The 18,178-nt window shown below is 32.7% G+C and carries 10 protein-coding genes and 3 tRNA genes; 7 read left to right on the top strand and 6 right to left on the bottom strand.

Annotated elements, in window-relative coordinates:
- Positions 1–59: 59 nt before the first annotated feature.
- From ACNQF6_RS05600 to ACNQF6_RS05580, 5 genes are all read left to right on the top strand, one after another.
- Positions 60–971 (top strand): ABC transporter ATP-binding protein, encoded by a 912-nt coding sequence (locus ACNQF6_RS05600; RefSeq protein WP_417964487.1) that lies wholly within the window; start codon positions 60–62, stop codon positions 969–971.
- Between the two features lie 3 nt (positions 972–974).
- A complete protein-coding gene (locus ACNQF6_RS05595; RefSeq protein ID WP_417964011.1) occupies positions 975–1,811 on the top strand; it encodes an ABC transporter permease in 837 nt (278 codons plus the stop codon).
- Between the two features lie 14 nt (positions 1,812–1,825).
- Complete coding sequence (locus tag ACNQF6_RS05590; RefSeq protein WP_417964009.1) at positions 1,826–4,153, top strand: choice-of-anchor L domain-containing protein; 2,328 nt, start codon at positions 1,826–1,828, stop codon at positions 4,151–4,153.
- Between the two features lie 24 nt (positions 4,154–4,177).
- Positions 4,178–8,656: a T9SS type B sorting domain-containing protein gene (locus tag ACNQF6_RS05585; RefSeq protein ID WP_417964007.1), complete on the top strand. Its 4,479-nt coding sequence runs from the start codon at positions 4,178–4,180 to the stop codon at positions 8,654–8,656.
- A gap of 66 nt (positions 8,657–8,722) precedes the next feature.
- Positions 8,723–11,512: a T9SS type B sorting domain-containing protein gene (locus ACNQF6_RS05580; RefSeq protein ID WP_417964005.1), complete on the top strand. Its 2,790-nt coding sequence runs from the start codon at positions 8,723–8,725 to the stop codon at positions 11,510–11,512.
- Positions 11,513–11,704: 192 nt separating this feature from the next.
- Here the strand turns inward: ACNQF6_RS05580 and typA are convergent, their stop codons facing one another.
- A complete protein-coding gene (gene typA / locus ACNQF6_RS05575) occupies positions 11,705–13,501 on the bottom strand; it encodes a translational GTPase TypA (protein WP_417964003.1) in 1,797 nt (598 codons plus the stop codon).
- A gap of 174 nt (positions 13,502–13,675) precedes the next feature.
- On the opposite strand from typA, the gene ACNQF6_RS05570 reads away from it, so the two are divergent.
- Together ACNQF6_RS05570 and ACNQF6_RS05565 are read left to right on the top strand one after the other, a co-directional pair.
- On the top strand, positions 13,676–15,391 hold the full coding sequence (locus tag ACNQF6_RS05570) for a PAS domain-containing sensor histidine kinase (RefSeq protein WP_417964001.1): 1,716 nt from the start codon (positions 13,676–13,678) through the stop codon (positions 15,389–15,391).
- Positions 15,391–15,795 carry a response regulator gene (locus ACNQF6_RS05565; RefSeq protein WP_417963999.1) on the top strand — a complete coding sequence of 135 codons (405 nt, stop codon included), beginning with the start codon at positions 15,391–15,393 and terminating at the stop codon, positions 15,793–15,795. The genes ACNQF6_RS05570 and ACNQF6_RS05565 overlap by 1 nt, the downstream gene beginning before the upstream one ends.
- Positions 15,796–15,865: 70 nt before the next feature.
- Here ACNQF6_RS05565 and rpsT read toward each other — a convergent pair whose 3' ends face one another.
- The 5 genes from rpsT to proS all read right to left on the bottom strand — a co-directional run bounded on the left by rpsT (position 15,866) and on the right by proS (position 18,134).
- A complete protein-coding gene (gene rpsT / locus ACNQF6_RS05560; protein WP_035673520.1) occupies positions 15,866–16,117 on the bottom strand; it encodes a 30S ribosomal protein S20 in 252 nt (83 codons plus the stop codon).
- A gap of 158 nt (positions 16,118–16,275) precedes the next feature.
- A tRNA-Glu gene (locus ACNQF6_RS05555) sits at positions 16,276–16,347 on the bottom strand.
- A gap of 40 nt (positions 16,348–16,387) precedes the next feature.
- Positions 16,388–16,459: transfer RNA gene (locus tag ACNQF6_RS05550), tRNA-Glu, on the bottom strand.
- A gap of 46 nt (positions 16,460–16,505) precedes the next feature.
- Positions 16,506–16,577, bottom strand: a tRNA-Glu gene (locus tag ACNQF6_RS05545).
- Between the two features lie 78 nt (positions 16,578–16,655).
- Positions 16,656–18,134 (bottom strand): proline--tRNA ligase, encoded by a 1,479-nt coding sequence (gene proS / locus ACNQF6_RS05540; RefSeq protein ID WP_417963997.1) that lies wholly within the window; start codon positions 18,132–18,134, stop codon positions 16,656–16,658.
- Positions 18,135–18,178: the final 44 nt, after the last annotated feature.

Genomic DNA, 18,178 nt, shown 5'->3' with positions numbered 1-18,178 from the left:
AAATAGTAACAAATTCCTTTCTTGTTCGTCCTATACAAAAAACGTAAAAGATGAATCCATTGGAAACTATACTTTCTATCAAAAATCTCAACAAACGTTATGGCTCACTTCAAGCCTTGAAAAACGTTTCTTTCGACATACATAAAGGCAATGTGTATGGAATTCTAGGTCCTAATGGAAGCGGAAAATCAACAACTTTAGGAATCGTTTTAAACGTAGTTAACGAAACCTCCGGAGAATATAGCTGGTTTAATGGTTCAATGAAAACACATGAAGCTCTAAAAAAAGTTGGTGCCATTATAGAAAGGCCTAATTTCTATCCTTACATGACTGCTAAGGAAAATTTAGAACTGGTTTGTAAAATCAAAGGAATTAACTATGCAAAAGTTAACGAAAAACTTGAGCTAGTGGGTTTAGTAAATAGACAAAACAGTAAATTCAGCACTTTTTCTTTAGGGATGAAACAACGTTTAGCCATCGCTTCTGCCCTACTGAACGATCCTGAAATTTTAATTCTTGATGAACCCACAAACGGTTTAGATCCTCAAGGTATTCATCAAATTAGAGATATCATCAAACAAATTGCCTCAAAAGGAACTACTATTTTACTCGCTTCTCATTTATTAGACGAAGTAGAAAAAGTATGTACCCATGTTTTGGTTTTAAGAAAAGGAGAAATTTTATACACTGGCTTAGTCGATGGTATGTCAGCTAATGAAGGATTTTTTGAATTGCAAGCTGATGACAGTGAAAATTTAATCCTAGCGGTTAAAACTCATCCTGCAGTTAAAAATGTAGTAAATGAGGAAGGGAAAGTTTTAGTTTATTTAAAAAATGATTTGGAAGCTAAGGAATTGAATCGATTTCTTTTTGAAAAAAACATCGTACTAAATCATTTAGTAAAACGTAAAAACAGCTTAGAAGAACAATTTTTAGAACTGACTAATTCTAACCCAACTTTCAAAAACTAAATCATGAAAAGATTACTCTCAATAGAATTACAAAAAATTTGGAAAAACAAAGCCAGTCGTGTTTTAACATTGGCTTATTTTATTCTCTTAACTTTTATAGCATTAATAGCCTCCATAAAATTTGATCTTGGCATTTTTAAATTTCATCTTGCTGAGATGGGAATTTTTAATTTCCCTTTTATATGGCATTTCAACACCTATATCGCGGCCGTATTAAAACTGTTTTTAGCGATTGTTATTGTCTCCATGATGGCAAATGAGTATAGCTATGGAACACTAAAACAAAACTTAATTGATGGAATGAGTAAAAAAGAATTTATTCAATCTAAGTTTATAACGGTTGTTTTATTTGCTACAGTATCCACTATTTTTGTTTTCATAATGTCACTAATTTTAGGGCTTAGCTATTCCTCTTATACTGAATTTGGCATTATTTTCTCTGATTTAAAATACCTTTTAGCTTATTTTGTTAAACTGGTTGGTTTTTTCTCATTCTGTTTATTTTTAGGAATATTAGTAAAACGTTCTGCTTTTGCTCTCGGATTTCTTTTAGTTTGGAATATCATCGAAGGAATTATCAATGGTGTTTTGACTTTTAAAGTATTCCCAAATAGTACAACGGCAGCATCAATTACTCAGTTTTTGCCTTTGCAATCCATGTCGAATTTAATAGTGGAACCTTTTAGCAGATTATCAGTCGTAAAAAATTTGGGAACACAAATTGGGTTAGATAATATTAAGGAATACAATGTGAGTATATTCTCTATTATTATTGTATTATTTTGGACAGCAATTTTTATTTTCCTCTCCTATAAATTATTAAAAAATAGAGATTTGTAGTATCTTTACAGGTGATGAAATGTGTGAAAATAATATTATTTTATATTTTTATTGGTTGCGCTGTATTTAATGCAAGCGCGCAATCTATTGTAGTAAATGACTCTTATACTGCACAACAACTTGTTGATAATGTATTAATTAATAGTGCTTGTGCTAATGTTTCTGCTGTTAGTGTAAAAGGAGATGCATTTTCCGGTGGCCAAAACAGCTATGGGTATTTTAATTTCGGAGGAAGTAGTTTTCCATTTACAGAAGGCGTTCTTTTGAGCACTTGGAGTAGTAAGAATTCTGAAGGTCCTTACGTTTCCAATCGAGGAGGAGGAAATTCTTCTTGGATAGGTGATTCCGATTTAGAGCAAGCAATAGGAATAACAAATACCGTAAATGCAACAATTTTAGAATTCGATTTTATAGCTCTGACAGATTTCATAAGTTTTAATTACATTTTTGCTTCTAATGAATACCAAGGTGATTATCCTTGTAATTATTCTGATGGTTTTGCCTTTTTAATCAAAGAAACAAACACAGCGTCCTACATTAATTTAGCAGTACTCCCCGAATCTTCAACTCCAGTTTCATCAAAAAATATTCACCCATTAATTAATCCGATTCCTAATTCGTTCGAACCAATAAAAAGCTGTGGACCAGAAAACGAAACTTACTTTAACGGATACAACACTGCTAGCAGTCCTATAAATTATGCTGGGCAAACTAAGGTTTTGACCGCTCAAACAAATATTCAACCAGGCAAAACGTACCACATAAAATTAGTAATAGCTGATCAAAGAAATGAATCTTACGACTCCGCAGTTTTTCTTGAGGCAGGCAGTTTTTTACCAAAAATTGATTTGGGTTCAGACCGATTATTAGCAACAAACAATCCTATTTGTTTTGGCGAAAGCTATACTATTGACACAAAACTACCTTCAAGCTTAGGCTATACTTACAAATGGTTTAAGGATAATGTAGCGTTTACGAATAACTCTTCTTCTTTTACAGTTACTACTCCAGGTATTTATAAAGTTGAAGTGCAATTGACACCCAGTTGTGTTGCTACTGAAGAAATAAAAATCGAATATACTCCAGAAATTGATTTAAATGATACTTCCCTTACGCAATGTGATATCGATAACGACGGAATATCTATTTTTAACTTAACTAAAATCGATGCCATTGTAAAAAACTATGCGAGTAATTTAAGTGCTGTTGTTTATTATGAAACTTTAGTTGATGCTGAGGCAAAAATCAACCCAATTGCAGATCCCACAACATATAGCAATAAATTCGTTAATCAGTCAGTATTTGCTAGAGTGAGCAATTCATTTAACTGTGCCAATTATACTGAAGTAAAACTAATTATCTCCAATAATGCTATTGTTGTACAAAATCCAATTTCAACTTGTGATACTGATGGTGCAAATGATGGTTTATCACAATTTGATTTAAATACTCAAGTAACGCCACAAGTAGTTACGAGTTTACCAGCCGGATTGATTGTAGAGTATTATTTAAACCCAACAGATGCAATTGCCCAACAAAATCAGTTATCAAATATTTTTAAAAACACTGTGGCAACCCAACAAATTATTCATGCTCGAATAGTAAATGGTCCTGACTGTTATGCAATTACTCCCATTACACTTATAGTAAACACCTTTGACCCACCTAATTTTCAAGATGAAACTTTAGTTTTGTGCCAGACAAACTCGATTAACTTAACCGTAAATTCAGGATATTCAAGCTATTTATGGAGTACTGGAGCAAGGTCAAACACCATAACAGTTACTACTCCAGGAGATTATTTTGTAACCGTTACGAGTTTTGATGGTTGCCAAAAAACAAAAAAATACCATGTTGATGTTTCTGGAGTTGGAACAATTACTGGAGTAACAGTGAATGATTTTGAAGGTAATAAAAATTCAATTACAATTGAATATACTGGAATTGGCGATTATGAATTTTCTATAGATGGTTCTTTTTTCCAGGATAGTCCAATCTTTGACGGAGTTGCACCCGGTGAATATTTAGTTTATGCCAGAGATAAAAATGGCTGTGGTTTATCTATTCCGTATGTGGCATATGTTTTAGATTATCCTCGTTATTTTACGCCTAATAATGATGGTTATAATGATATTTGGCAAATTAAAAATCTGGATAATTTACCCCAATCAACTCTTTTTATTTTTGACCGCTATGGGAAATTATTAAAACAATTAATCGCTTCAGACTTGGGATGGAATGGAACTTTCAATGGATTTACATTACCCACGGATGATTATTGGTTTCATTTGAATTTAGAAAACGGCAAAATAATAAAAGGTCATTTTTCATTAAAAAGATAATCTAAATTTTGCTAATTTTAGCAAATGAAAAAAATATTACTATTACTCATTACTCTTTTTTCCATAAGTTGTTTCTCGCAGTTTAGCAAAACACACTATATCCCGCCACTGACCTGTGCTACAAATTTAGCAGGTGATCATTATTTATATATATCAACACCAAGTACTTCCGATGTTAATTTCAAAATTATAGAAAACGGAGGTAGTATAATTACTGGTGTAGTCAAAAATAATACTCCGTACATCCATTCTATTGGTCAAGGACAAAACACACAGTTGTTCACTCCAAAAACTAATATTGGAATTGTAACCAACAAAGGATATATAGTTGAGGCAGAAGATTTAATTTATGTAAGTGTCAGGGTTAATGCCGGTTTTTCTTCTCAAAATAATTCCTATAATCATGCTGGTGGACTGGTGTCAAAAGGAAACAGTGCTTTGGGTAAAGAATTTAGATTAGGAGCGATGTTAAATCCACTATATGATACAAGTTTATTAAATTTTGCTTCCATACTGTCAACAGAAAATAATACTAAAATCACTATCTCAAACATTTCAATAGGGTCAAAACTGTCAGATGGCACCCCTATTACTGGACCAATAGAAGTTATTTTAAACAAAAATGAAAGCTATGTTTTGGCTTTGGAAAACGACATCAATACTGTTTCCAATAGCTCTAAAATGATTGGTGCCTTAGTAGAATCTGATAAACCTGTTGTTGTCAATTCAGGTTCTTTTGGAGGTAGTAACAGTACCATTGTCAATACTCAAGGAAATCCCATTGGCAGAGATGTGGGTTTTGACCAAATTGTTTCAACCGAAAAAACAGGTAAGGAATATATATTTGTAAAAGGACTTGGAACTGATGAATTAGAGCGAGTTTTATTAATTGCTAATGTTGACAATACTAAAGTTTTCGTTAATGGATCAGCGATAGCTTTTATCACTATTAATAGAGGACAATATACCGTTATTGACGGAAGCCAATTTATAGATGGCAATTTACACGTTTTATCCTCTGAAAACGTATCTGCTTATCAAAGTATTGGTGGAGATTTTTCATCAGCAAATCAAAATTTATTTTTTGTACCACCCTTAAATTGTGCTACGCCAAGCATTGTTGATAATATCCCTTCCATTGAATCGATAGGAAATACGTTTTACAATGGTGGTTTAAACATTGTGACTGAAGCGGATGCTACTGTAACCATAAACAACATTCCTATATCGAGCCTTCCTATAGCAGTAACAGGAAATACAAATTATGTGAGATATACCGTTTTTAATCAAACGGGAAGTATTGCTGTAAAATCCACTAGGCAAGTGTATGTTTCTTACTTTGGGACTAATGGCGCTGCTACTTATGGCGGATATTATTCCGGATTTGATATAAAACCAGAAATTGTAACTGATAAAATTACTGTATCAAATTCTGCTTGTATACCAAATATTGTTTTAAAAATTAGTACTTTATCATCATACGATACTTTTCAGTGGTATTTTAATGACAATCCAATTATGGGTGCAAATTTAAATTCATACACTCCTACTCAACCCGGTTATTATCAGGTAAAAGGAAGTATTGTGGGTTGCCCAACTACAGTTCCTATTTTCTCAGACAAGATTCCAGTCAGCGACTGCCCATTAGATTCAGATAATGATGGAACTAATAATAATATTGATATCGACTTAGATAATGATGGTATAGTAAACAATTTTGAAGCAAATATCACGCTGTTAAACCAGTCAAATACTACCTCAAGTTCTGATTATACTGCTACAATTTCGGGAAGTGGAACCATTACGGGAAAACCATTTTACGGATTTGTTTCAGAAGTTCCCGCTGGTATAATAAATAATGTTACTTACAATCTGAATCTCACAAAAAATGAAACTATCAACATTAGCTATATAGCACAAGACAGTCCTACGCAAACTACCGCTATTACAGAATACATAAACGCAAACGGAGATTTTATTTTGCAAGTACCCGCAGATAAAACCATTACTTTAACAAATCCACAAAATCAATTACTTGTTGATACTAATTATGATGGGATTTTTGAAAGTGGCGTAACCGAGTTTTCTTCCTTCGAAATCCGATTTAGACTAAATAGTACAACACCATTAACGCCTGGTTTAGGTAGCTTTCAGTTTTCTTCTTATCTCACTAATTCAGTAAAATTAACTCATAATAATCTATCCGAAACAGCTGCTAATAAAGCTATTTTCATGATTAAACGTACAGAAAATTTTGATTCTGATTCTGATACGATTCCAAATTTATTAGACTTAGACAGTGATAATGATGGAATTCCTGATACTATAGAAGCACAAGGAAAAGGTTTTAAAATCTTTTCTGGAACTGATTCCAATAAAGATGGACTTGATAATGCTTTTGAACCCGGATTAACACGAATTAACACAGACAATGACGTCTTCAATACTTTTCCGGTTGTTTATGATTTACTAGATTTAGACAGTGATAACGACGGAATTTTTGACTTAGTTGAATCAGGCAATACTGCAATTGATCTTAATAACGATGGAATTATAGACGGCCCAACTCCTGTTTTTGGTACAAATGGTTTATTTGACGGACTTGAAACGAGTCCGGATAGTGGTAAACTAAATTATACAGTTACTGACACCGATTCAGATGGAACTTTTAATCACATCGATTTAGATAGTGATAATGACATTTGTTATGATGTTATCGAGGCTGGTTTTAATGACCCTGACAATGATGGAACAGTAGGAAATAATCCCGTTACTGTTAACGGCAAAGGAAAAGTAACGAGCGGTGTGGGTTATACAACTCCAAATAACAATTATGTAATTGCGGCGCCAATAGCAATCACATCTCAACCTCAGGCAAAACCAACTTGTGAGCTAGAAAACACCACAATTACTGTTGCTGACAATGGCGGAAACACCTATCAATGGCAATTGTCTATTGACGGAATAACTTGGAACAATATTATAAATAATGCTACTTATCAGAATGCTAAAGCACAAACCTTAACACTGATAAAAGTGACTAACGCAATGAATGGTTATAAATACAGAGTGAAATTGGATAAAATTGGAAATTCATGTGGTTTGATTTCTTCCGAAACTACTTTGACAGTTTATACTTTACCCGTAGTCAATACGGTCACAATAGTTCAATGTGATGACGATACAGATGGTTTCTCTAATTTTAATTTAACGGTAAAAAATAATGTGATATCGTCAAATTATACTTCCGAAACTTTTACCTATTATACATCACAATTGGGAGCTGAAACAGCTGACTTGGAAAAATTAATATCTAATCCTTTAGCTTTTACAAATACAATCTCAGGTGGCATGCCGGTTTGGGCCAGAGTAAAAAACACTAATGAATGTAGTAGTATAGTTCAAATTAACTTAATAGTTTCTACTACTCAAATTCCAGCTTCATTCAGTCGTACTTTTTCTACTTGTGATGACTTAGGAACAGAAAATGATGATACTGATGGAATTGCAACTTTTGATTTTAGTAGTGTAACCACTGATATTTTAGCTATTCTTCCTTCATCGAGTTCTTCTTATTTAATAAAATTTTATAAAAATGAAGCTGATGCCTTTTCAGAGAATGATGAAATAACAAACACATCAAATTATAGAAACGTTGGATATGCAAACGAACAAAAAATTTGGGTTCGTGTAGAAAGCACTTCAGACAATGCTTGCTATGGTTTGAGTCCAAGAGTTACTTTAACAGTAAATCCAAAACCTAATATTGATACCAATGCTGATTTTGATGAAAATGAATTAGTATGTTCAAACCTTCCTACTTTCTTTGTGAGATTAGATTCCGGAATTCAAGATGGAACTCCAAGTACTGACTATACTTATGTATGGACAAAAGACAATGTAGTTTTAATGAATGAAACTGGTTCAACACTGAATGTAAACGCAGAAGGTAATTATACGTTAGAAGTTAGCTCTCTAGCAGGTTGTAGCAGAATACGAACTATAAAAGTCACGGCCTCTGATATAGCAGAAATAACAAACATTTCAATTGTTGATTTATCAGATGTAAACTCAGTTACAGTAAATGTAGCCGGACTAGGAGCGTATGAATATAGTCTGGATGGCCCTTCAGGGCCTTTTCAAGATTCTAATTTCTTTGATAATGTAACTGCCGGAATTCATGAAGTATACGTTAATGATAAAAATGGTTGTGGAACTGTAAGTAAAACAATTGCTGTAATTGGTATTCCAAAATTTTTCACTCCTAATGGAGATGGCTACAACGACTACTGGAATGTAAAAGGAGTGAATGAAAATTTCAATGAAAATACAATTATTTATATTTTTGATCGTTACGGTAAACTTTTAAAACAAATTGTTCCTTCTAGCCAAGGATGGGATGGTACATTTGTAGGACAGCCATTATCAGCAGATGATTATTGGTACGCTATAAAATTAGTTGATGGTAGAGAGGTTAAAGGACATTTCAGTTTAAAAAGATAACATACAAAACCTATTCATGAATTGTACTATTACTTTTTTTGTGGATATTGACTATATTTGTTAGTTATGAAACATAATTGCCATTTATTGTTTATTTTCCTTTTTCTAACTACCCCCTCTTTTGGACAAAAAGAAGCGGCTATATGGTATTTTGGTGATAATGCCGGTCTTGATTTCAATTCAGGAAATCCTGTTGCTATAACCAGTGGTAAATTAAATACTGCCGAAGGATGCACAACCATTTCTGATAAAAATGGAAAACTATTATTTTATACTGATGGATCAATAGTATATGACAAATCACATCAGGTAATGCCAAATGGGTATGGCCTATTAGGCCATAACTCAAGTACGCAGTCAGCTATAATTGTTCCACATCCGAGTAATCTAAACTTATATTATATATTTACAGTAGATCAGCCTAATCCAAAAAATGTAGACGATAATCTCACAAATGACGAGGACCCACCAAATAATGGATTAAATTATTCGTTAGTTGATTTGAGGTTAAATAATGGCTTAGGAGATATCTCTGTCAAAGAAAAGAACATACATCTCATTACTTATGACCCCAGTGATAATGATGATGTGAAATTTAAATGCTCCGAAAAAATTACTGCTGTTCAACATGGTGATGGTATTTCGTTTTGGGTGATAACCCATTTTAAAAACACTTTTTACTCTTTTAAAATAAGCACTTCTGGTGTTGATAAAAAACCTATTCAAACTACCACATCTTTAAATGTACCAACAGGCGGTTATATTTCTAATGCTATAGGCTATTTAAAAACATCTCCAAATGGAAAAAAAATTGCTATGGCAAATTCTTCCTTGAAAACGACTGATGAATTAGGTCCAAAAGGTGAAATTAGACGAAATACCGGTAATGTATGGTTATTTGATTTTGATGCAGCTACAGGGAAAGTAAGTAATGGATCTTCTATTCTTAACGGAACTAATCCATACGGTGTGGAATTTTCTTCAAAATCAAAAAAGTTATATATTACAGTAAATTTATTCGATTCTGAAGGAATTTCTTTAGGAAGCTCATTAATTCAATTTGATCTTAAAAGCGCTAATATTATAGGTTCAAAAACCACCATCAACTCTTCCACAAACGTTGCAGGTGCTTTACAACTAGCTCTTGACGAAAAAATATACCGTTCTGGTTACAATTCTAATGGAAGTGATAGCAGCGATAAATTATCAGTTATAAACAACCCTGAATTAGATGGTTCAAACTGTAATTATTTACAAAATGAAATTGACTTAGGAGGAAAAAAAGCCAAATTAGGCTTACCTCCATTCATTACTTCTTTATTCTTATATGCCTTTAATTATGAATTCAATTGTTTAGGTAACGCTACTCATTTTTTTAGTAACTCTGTCGAAAAAATTGACAGTGTACTTTGGGATTTTGGTGATGGATTTACTTCCACAGATTTTGATGCCTTTCATACATACAAAAAAGCTGGTAATTATAACGTAACGCTAATAAAAACTGTAAATGGTGAAAACAGAGAGCCTCTTGAAAAAACAATTACAATTTATGATGCCCCGAAAATACTTTCAACAACTTACAAATTAACACAATGTGACACACAAGACAGTACTCCTACTGATGGATTAGCTTTATTTAATTTGACTCTTGCTAATGATCCTATTAGTCTAGGAGAGAAAGATTTTGAAGTATATTATTACCATAGTACTACCGATGCAGAAAATGATTTAACAAACACTCAATCTATTCCTGTAAATTATCGAAATAGCGTTCCAGATGAAATTATATATACAAAAGTCACTCAACCAAATTCAAGTTGTTATAGCATTGGAACAGTTATTTTACATGCTAATAAAAACATATCATTATTACCCGAAGCAATTCATGCGTGTGATCTTGGTGAGGGAAAAGCATCATTTGACTTAGAACTGAAAAAAGATTTAATAAAAACCGAATTGAATTTACCTTCAGATGTGCGTTTGTTTTTTTATTCAAAAGAAGAAGATGCCGCTATGGGAACAAATGAGCTCAAAGAGCCTTTTGTTTCTGAATCTAAAACAGTATTCATTCGGGCTGAAAATGCTGAAGGTTGTTATGGAACCGGAAATTTTGAAATTATAGTCGAGCCTTCTCCAAAAATTAATATTTTAGAAAATATTATTCTATGCGAAGGATTAACAAATCCCTCAATCCAATTAAATGCAGGGATTTCAGCCCCAACTAGAACCAGTGATTTCACTTATTTATGGTCAACAGGCGAAACAACTCCTACCATATCTATTAACAAAGAAGGGGAATATAACGTAACTGTAAAAAATAAATCAGGCTGTACCACTACACGAAAATGCATTGTAACTCTATCTTATTTGGCTAAAATAAATACTATAATTGTGCATGATTTACAGCAAACAAATCAAGTTATAATTGAACTCGATAATCCAAGTGATTATAATTATATGATTCAATACGAAAATGGAACTGAAACTTCTTTTCAAACTTCAACTCTTTTTGAAAACGTACCTGGTGGTTTTCACGAATTAATTGTGGAAAACAATAATGGATGTGGACAAACTACAAAAGCCTTTGCTGTATTAAATGCTCCTAAATTCTTTACTCCTAATGGTGATGGATACAATGATTATTGGAACCTGAAAGGAATAAATAGCAGTATTTATGAAAATGCAATAATATACATTTTTGATCGATATGGAAAATTATTGAAACAGTTATCTCCTTCAAGTCTTGGCTGGGATGGAACTTTCCTTAAGGAACCATTGGCTGCAGATGATTACTGGTTCACCATAAAACTTGAAGACGGAAGAGAAGCTAAAAGCCATTTTAGCCTGAAAAGGTAATATAGAATCTATTTTATTACTTCAACAACTTTCTTAGTACATTTCAACCAATAATTTTCGGCAATTTCCAGCATTAAAAAAATAATTTCTTAGTAGATACTTGGATACAAAATATCAAATTACTAAAAAGTAAAAAGCCTAAAAAAAGCCATTCGAATCAACGAATGGCTTCTAATTTTATAAAAAATAGAATTAGATTTTAAATCTTTTTCTATCTGTTTCTGTCAAATATATTTTTCTTAAACGAATAGATTTTGGTGTAACCTCAACATATTCATCTTTTTGAATGTATTCTAAAGCTTCCTCTAATGAGAAAATAATTGGAGGAATGATTCTTGCTTTTTCATCATTTCCAGAAGAACGAACGTTAGATTGTTTTTTCTCTTTCGTAACGTTAACACACATATCATCTCCACGAGAGTTTTCTCCAATTACCTGACCTTCGTAAATTTCAGCATTTGGTTCAACAAAAAACTTTCCACGATCTTGTAATTTATCAATAGAATAAGGAATAGCTTTTCCTTTTTCCATAGAAATCAATGAACCTTTGTTACGTCCAGCAATTTCTCCTTTGTAAGGCTCATATCCTATAAAACGGTGTGCCATAATAGCCTCACCTGCAGTTGCAGTAAGTAACTGGTTACGCAATCCAATAATTCCACGAGATGGGATATTGAATTTAACAATCATACGCTCTCCTTTAGTTTCCATGCTCAACATTTCACCTTTACGCATAGTAACAAACTCTACCGCTCTTCCAGAAAGTGTTTCTGGTAAATCGATTGTTAATTCCTCAATTGGTTCACATTTTTTACCATCAATTTCTTTGATGATTACTTGTGGCTGACCGATTTGTAATTCATACCCTTCTCTTCTCATTGTTTCAATAAGAACAGATAAGTGAAGTACACCACGACCAAAAACCATAAATTTATCAGCTGAATCAGTTTCACCTAATTTCATTGCTAAATTTTTCTCTAATTCTTTTGTCAAACGATCTCTAATATGACGAGAAGTTACAAATTTACCCTCTTTACCAAAGAAAGGAGAGTCATTAATTGTAAACAACATGCTCATAGTAGGCTCATCAATATCAATAGTTTTCAACGCTTCTGGGTTTTCAAAATCAGCGATAGTATCTCCAATTTCAAATCCTTCAACACCAATAATTGCACAAATGTCTCCAGCAATTACTTGCTGTACTTTTTTACGACCAAGACCTTCAAAAGTATGAAGTTCTTTAATTCTAGATTTAATTACAGTACCGTCTCTTTTTACTAATGAGATTGGCATACCCTCATTCAAAATACCTCTTTCAAGACGACCGATAGCGATACGACCTGTAAATGCTGAGAAATCTAAAGATGTAATCAACATTTGTGGTGTTCCTTCAGAAACTTTAGGAGCTGGTACATTTTCAATAACCATATCCAACAATGCTTCAACATTATCAGTTACGTTTTCCCAATGGTCAGACATCCAGTTATTTTTAGCAGAACCGTATACAGTTGGAAAATCCAATTGCCACTCTTCAGCACCTAATTCAAACATTAAATCAAAAACTTTTTCATGAACTTCTTCAGGAGTACAGTTTTCTTTATCAACTTTATTGATTACAACGCAGGGTTTAAGACCTAAGTCAATAGCTTTTTGTAATACAAAACGAGTTTGAGGCATTGGACCTTCAAAAGCATCTACAAGTAGACAAACTCCATCCGCCATGTTCAATACACGTTCTACTTCTCCTCCAAAATCGGCGTGACCAGGAGTATCAATAATGTTGATTTTTGTTCCTTTGTAAACTACAGAAACATTTTTTGAAGTAATAGTAATACCTCTTTCACGCTCTAAGTCGTTGTTATCAAGGATTAAGTCACCTGTGTTTTCGTTATCACGAAATAACTGACAGTGATACATAATTTTATCAACCAAAGTTGTTTTACCGTGATCGACGTGGGCAATAATTGCAATGTTTCTAATAGATTCCATCTGTGATTTTTAATGGGTGCAAAGGTACACTTTATTTTGATATAAAAAATATTTATGCAATAGTTTACATATTCTTAACGCATTAGACACAAAAATAGGCTTTTAAAAAAATCTCTAAAAAATAAGTTATGATTGTTCTTTAATAATTAAGCAATAATTAATTATATTTGAGTAATGAAAAGCAAAACCAATCAAGTAATCATAGTCTACATCATCACAGCAATGTTTGTAGCTATTGTAAGCCATAAATTATTACAACAATATATTTTAGATACAAATCATACATTTTATACTTTCACAAAAGATATCTTATTTGTCTTTTTTACCGGAATAATTTTTAAACTCATTTTATCTAAAAACGACACTAGAAACATCGCCATTTTTAAAAAGCTTAAAAATACAAACGATAAAATTAAAGAGTCGAATGAAAAATACGATATTGTAGCCAAGGCAACTAGTGATACAATTTGGGACTGGAAAATCCAAGAAGACAGCTTTTCTTGGAATAAAGGAATTGAAAATGTTTTTGGTTACACTAAAGATGAAGTTGGTAATAATTCAAAATGGTGGTTTGATAAAATTCACCCTGAAGACAGCATTAAGATGTCCATCAGACTTTATTCATTTATAGAACAAAAAACCGAAAACTGGCAGGATCAATATCGCTTTAAATGCGCAAATAATTCCTATAAATACGTTTTAGACAGAGGCTTTCTCTTGAAAGATGAAAATGGAAAAGCCATCAGAATGATTGGTGCTATACAAGACATCACAAAACAAAAAGAAGAAGAGCAAAGACTTAAATTACTAGAAACCGTATTTACACAATCAAAAGATTCAATTATCATTACCGAAGCCAATTCCTTTGACGAAAAAATTCCTAACGTCATTTATGCCAACCCAGCATTTTCTTCTATGTCAGGATATGATTTTGAAGAGATTTCCGGAAAACCTGCAGATCCTTTCAATAGTCCAAATTCCGATATTAACAAACTTGAAAAACTGTTAAGCTCCATTAAGAACAAAAAAGAATGTCTTATAGAGACAATCAGCCTAAACAAAAAAAGAGAAGAATATTGGGTTCGTTTCTCCATGATACCAATTTATAATACTGAGAATGAACTTTCTCACTGGATATCGATTCAAAGAGACATAACCGTTGAAAAAAAGCAAGAAAAAGAAAAAGAACAACTTATTCGGGAATTAACTCAAACTAATAAAGACTTAAAGCAGTTTTCATACATAACGTCGCACAACCTGAGGGCTCCATTATCAAATTTAACTGGATTGCTGAATCTATTGGAAGACATCCCTATTGAAAACCAAGAATTAAAAGAAATACTAAACGGCTTTAATAAATCTACTCATTTATTAAATGACACAATCAATGATTTAGTAAAAGTTATTATCATAAAAGACAATCCTTCGATTCAAAAAGAAGCTGTTTTAATAAAAGAAATCTTTGAAAATGTTTTTAACCAGCTTAGTTTTCAAATCGAATTATACAAACCAATCATAAAACTGAATTTCGAAAAAGTTTCTATTATAAACATCAATAAAGCATATATAGAAAGCATATTATTGAATCTTTTAACAAATGCAATAAAATACAAATCCGAGAGCAGAAAGCTCAAAATAACTATTACCACCCAAGAAATGGACGACACTGTGGTATTAATATTTAAAGACAACGGAATAGGTATCGATTTAGAAAGAAATAGAGATAAAGTATTTGGACTTTATCAACGTTTTCATAATTACCCTGACAGCAAAGGACTGGGCCTTTATTTAGTAAAATCACAAGTTGAAACGATGGGAGGAACAATTGAAATTGAAAGCGAAGTCAATAAAGGAACTACGTTTACATTAACATTCAAAAATAAACAATAATGTTAGATCAAATTTTATGTATTGATGACGACCCTATAACACTTATGTTATGCAAAAAAGTAATAATCAAATCATCGTTTTCTAATGAAATAATAACAGCTCAAAATGGAGAAGAAGCACTTAGCTTCTTTAACACCTTCAGATATGCCAAAAACAAACCAAACGAACATCCGCAATTAATTTTTTTAGATTTGAATATGCCAGTAATGGGTGGATGGGAATTTTTAGATCATTTCAATAGCCCGGAATTTTCAGAATTCAATACTATTAAAGTCGTTGTACTTTCCTCAACCATAGATCCCGAAGACTTAAAAAAAACAAAACAATACCCAATGGTAATTGACTTCTTATCTAAACCAATTACCCGTTCAATGCTTGAATACTTAAAAAACAAGATGGAATAGAAAAATGTTAAGACATAAAAAAAGCTCTCATTTTGTGAGAGCTTTTTTTATATTTTAACTGTTGTATTTATTACAATTTAGCAACGTGCTTAGTTAATTTAGATTTTAAATTAGAAGCTTTATTATCATGAATAATATTCTTTTTAGCTAATTTATCAATCATAGATATAACGCTTGATAATTTAGAAGTAGCATCTGTTTTATCAGTAGCTATCCTCAATGCTTTGATTGCATTACGAGTAGTTTTATGTTGGTATCTATTTAATACTCTTCTCTTTTCGTTACTTCTAATTCTTTTTAGAGCTGATTTATGATTTGCCATTTTATTTTATTTTTTTTTAATTGTAATAATTGTTATAAACTATTAGTTAAAAAAGAAAAACCTCCCACAATTGTTAATCAATCACTTTGGTTTTAACTAATAAAACAACGATTGGAGACACCAACCTCTGTTTTACAAAACTTATTTACAACTAATTGTAGTCCGTAAGGGAATCGAACCCCTGTTACCAAGACGAAATCTTGGCGTCCTAACCCCTAGACGAACGGACCATTATCCCCTAAGTTTTTATCAATAAAATATTGAAATTTGTAGCCCGTAGCGGAATCGAACCGCTCTTACATGGATGAAAACCATGCGTCCTAACCGATAGACGAACGGGCCTTACTCCCTCTAAGTTCAGGAAAACTTTAACATGCAATAAAAATAGTAGCCCGTAGCGGAATCGAACCGCTCTTACATGGATGAAAACCATGCGTCCTAACCGATAGACGAACGGGCCCTGCTTCTCTAATGCGGATGCAAAAATACAACTATTTTTGAAACGTGCAATAGTACAAGCAAAAAAAAAATATTTTTTTTAATACGCCTTCGCAAATAACACTCTACCCGCTGAGCTTTCCCCAGTAAAAACACAGCTTCCCGCCTCTTCTACCCTGTCTAAAGGAATACATCTGATGGTAGCTTTAGTCAGGTCTTTAATCTTCTCTTCAGTTGCTGCAGTTCCGTCCCAATGTGCTGATACAAAACCTCCTTTAGCATCTAAAACCTCTTTAAATTCTTCAAAACTATTTACTTCAGTAATATGCGTATTTCTATAATTTAATGCTTTTTCGAACAATTCTTTTTGAATTTGCTCTAATAAATCACTTATATAAGTTGTAATTCCATCTTTAGAAACTACTTCTTTAGTCAACGTATCTCTTCTTGCTACCTCGAAAGTTCCATTTTCTAAATCTTTTGGACCTACGGCAATTCTAACAGGCACACCCTTTAATTCCCATTCAGCAAATTTAAAACCAGGTTTCTGAGTCGTTCTATCATCAAATTTCACAGAGATGTGTAATTTTCGTAAAGCTGCGATCAAAATATTCACCTCAGCAGTTAAAGAGGCTAATTGCTCTTCTGTTTTATAAATAGGAACAATCACTACCTGAATAGGTGCTAAACTAGGAGGCAATACCAATCCTTGATCATCTGAATGCGTCATTACTAATGCACCCATTAAACGAGTAGAAACTCCCCAAGAAGTACCCCAAACATATTCTTGTTTTCCTTCGGCATTTGCAAATTTAACGTCAAAAGCCTTCGCGAAATTCTGACCTAAAAAGTGTGATGTCCCAGCTTGCAAAGCTTTCCCATCTTGCATTAAAGCTTCGATACAATAGGTCTCTTCAGCTCCTGCAAAACGTTCGGTTTCAGTTTTCATCCCTTTTATAACTGGAATTGCCATAAAATTCTCGGCAAAATCAGCATATACATTCATCATTTTTTCTGATTCTTCAACTGCTTCTGCTTTTGTAGCATGAGCCGTGTGCCCTTCTTGCCATAAAAATTCTGCTGTTCGCAAAAACAATCTGGTTCTCATTTCCCAACGCACTACATTCGCCCATTGATTAATCAACAAAGGCAAATCTCTGTAGGACTGAACCCATCCTTTGTAAGTAGACCAAATAATAGCCTCGCTTGTAGGACGGACTATTAATTCTTCTTCCAATTTTGCATTAGGATCAACCATAAGCTTCCCTGGCCTGTCTGGATCATTTTTTAACCTGTAATGTGTTACAATTGCACATTCTTTTGCAAATCCTTCCGCATTTTTTTCTTCAGCTTCAAACATGCTTTTAGGAACAAAAAGCGGAAAATAGGCGTTTTGATGCCCTGTTTCTTTAAACATTCGATCCAATTCAGCTTGCATTTTTTCCCATATCGCATAGCCATAAGGTTTGATAACCATACAACCTCTAACTCCTGAATTTTCGGCTAAATCGGCTTTGACAACCAACTCGTTATACCATTTTGAATAATCTTCTGATCTTGTAGTTAAGTTCTTACTCATATTGAATAGTTTGGCACAAATTTTGTATTAATAATTTTTAAGTA

Source organism: Flavobacterium pasteuri (assembly GCF_048286615.1).
In the GTDB taxonomy this organism is placed as follows: domain Bacteria; phylum Bacteroidota; class Bacteroidia; order Flavobacteriales; family Flavobacteriaceae; genus Flavobacterium.
This window is presented reverse-complemented; position numbering and strand designations above follow the sequence as displayed.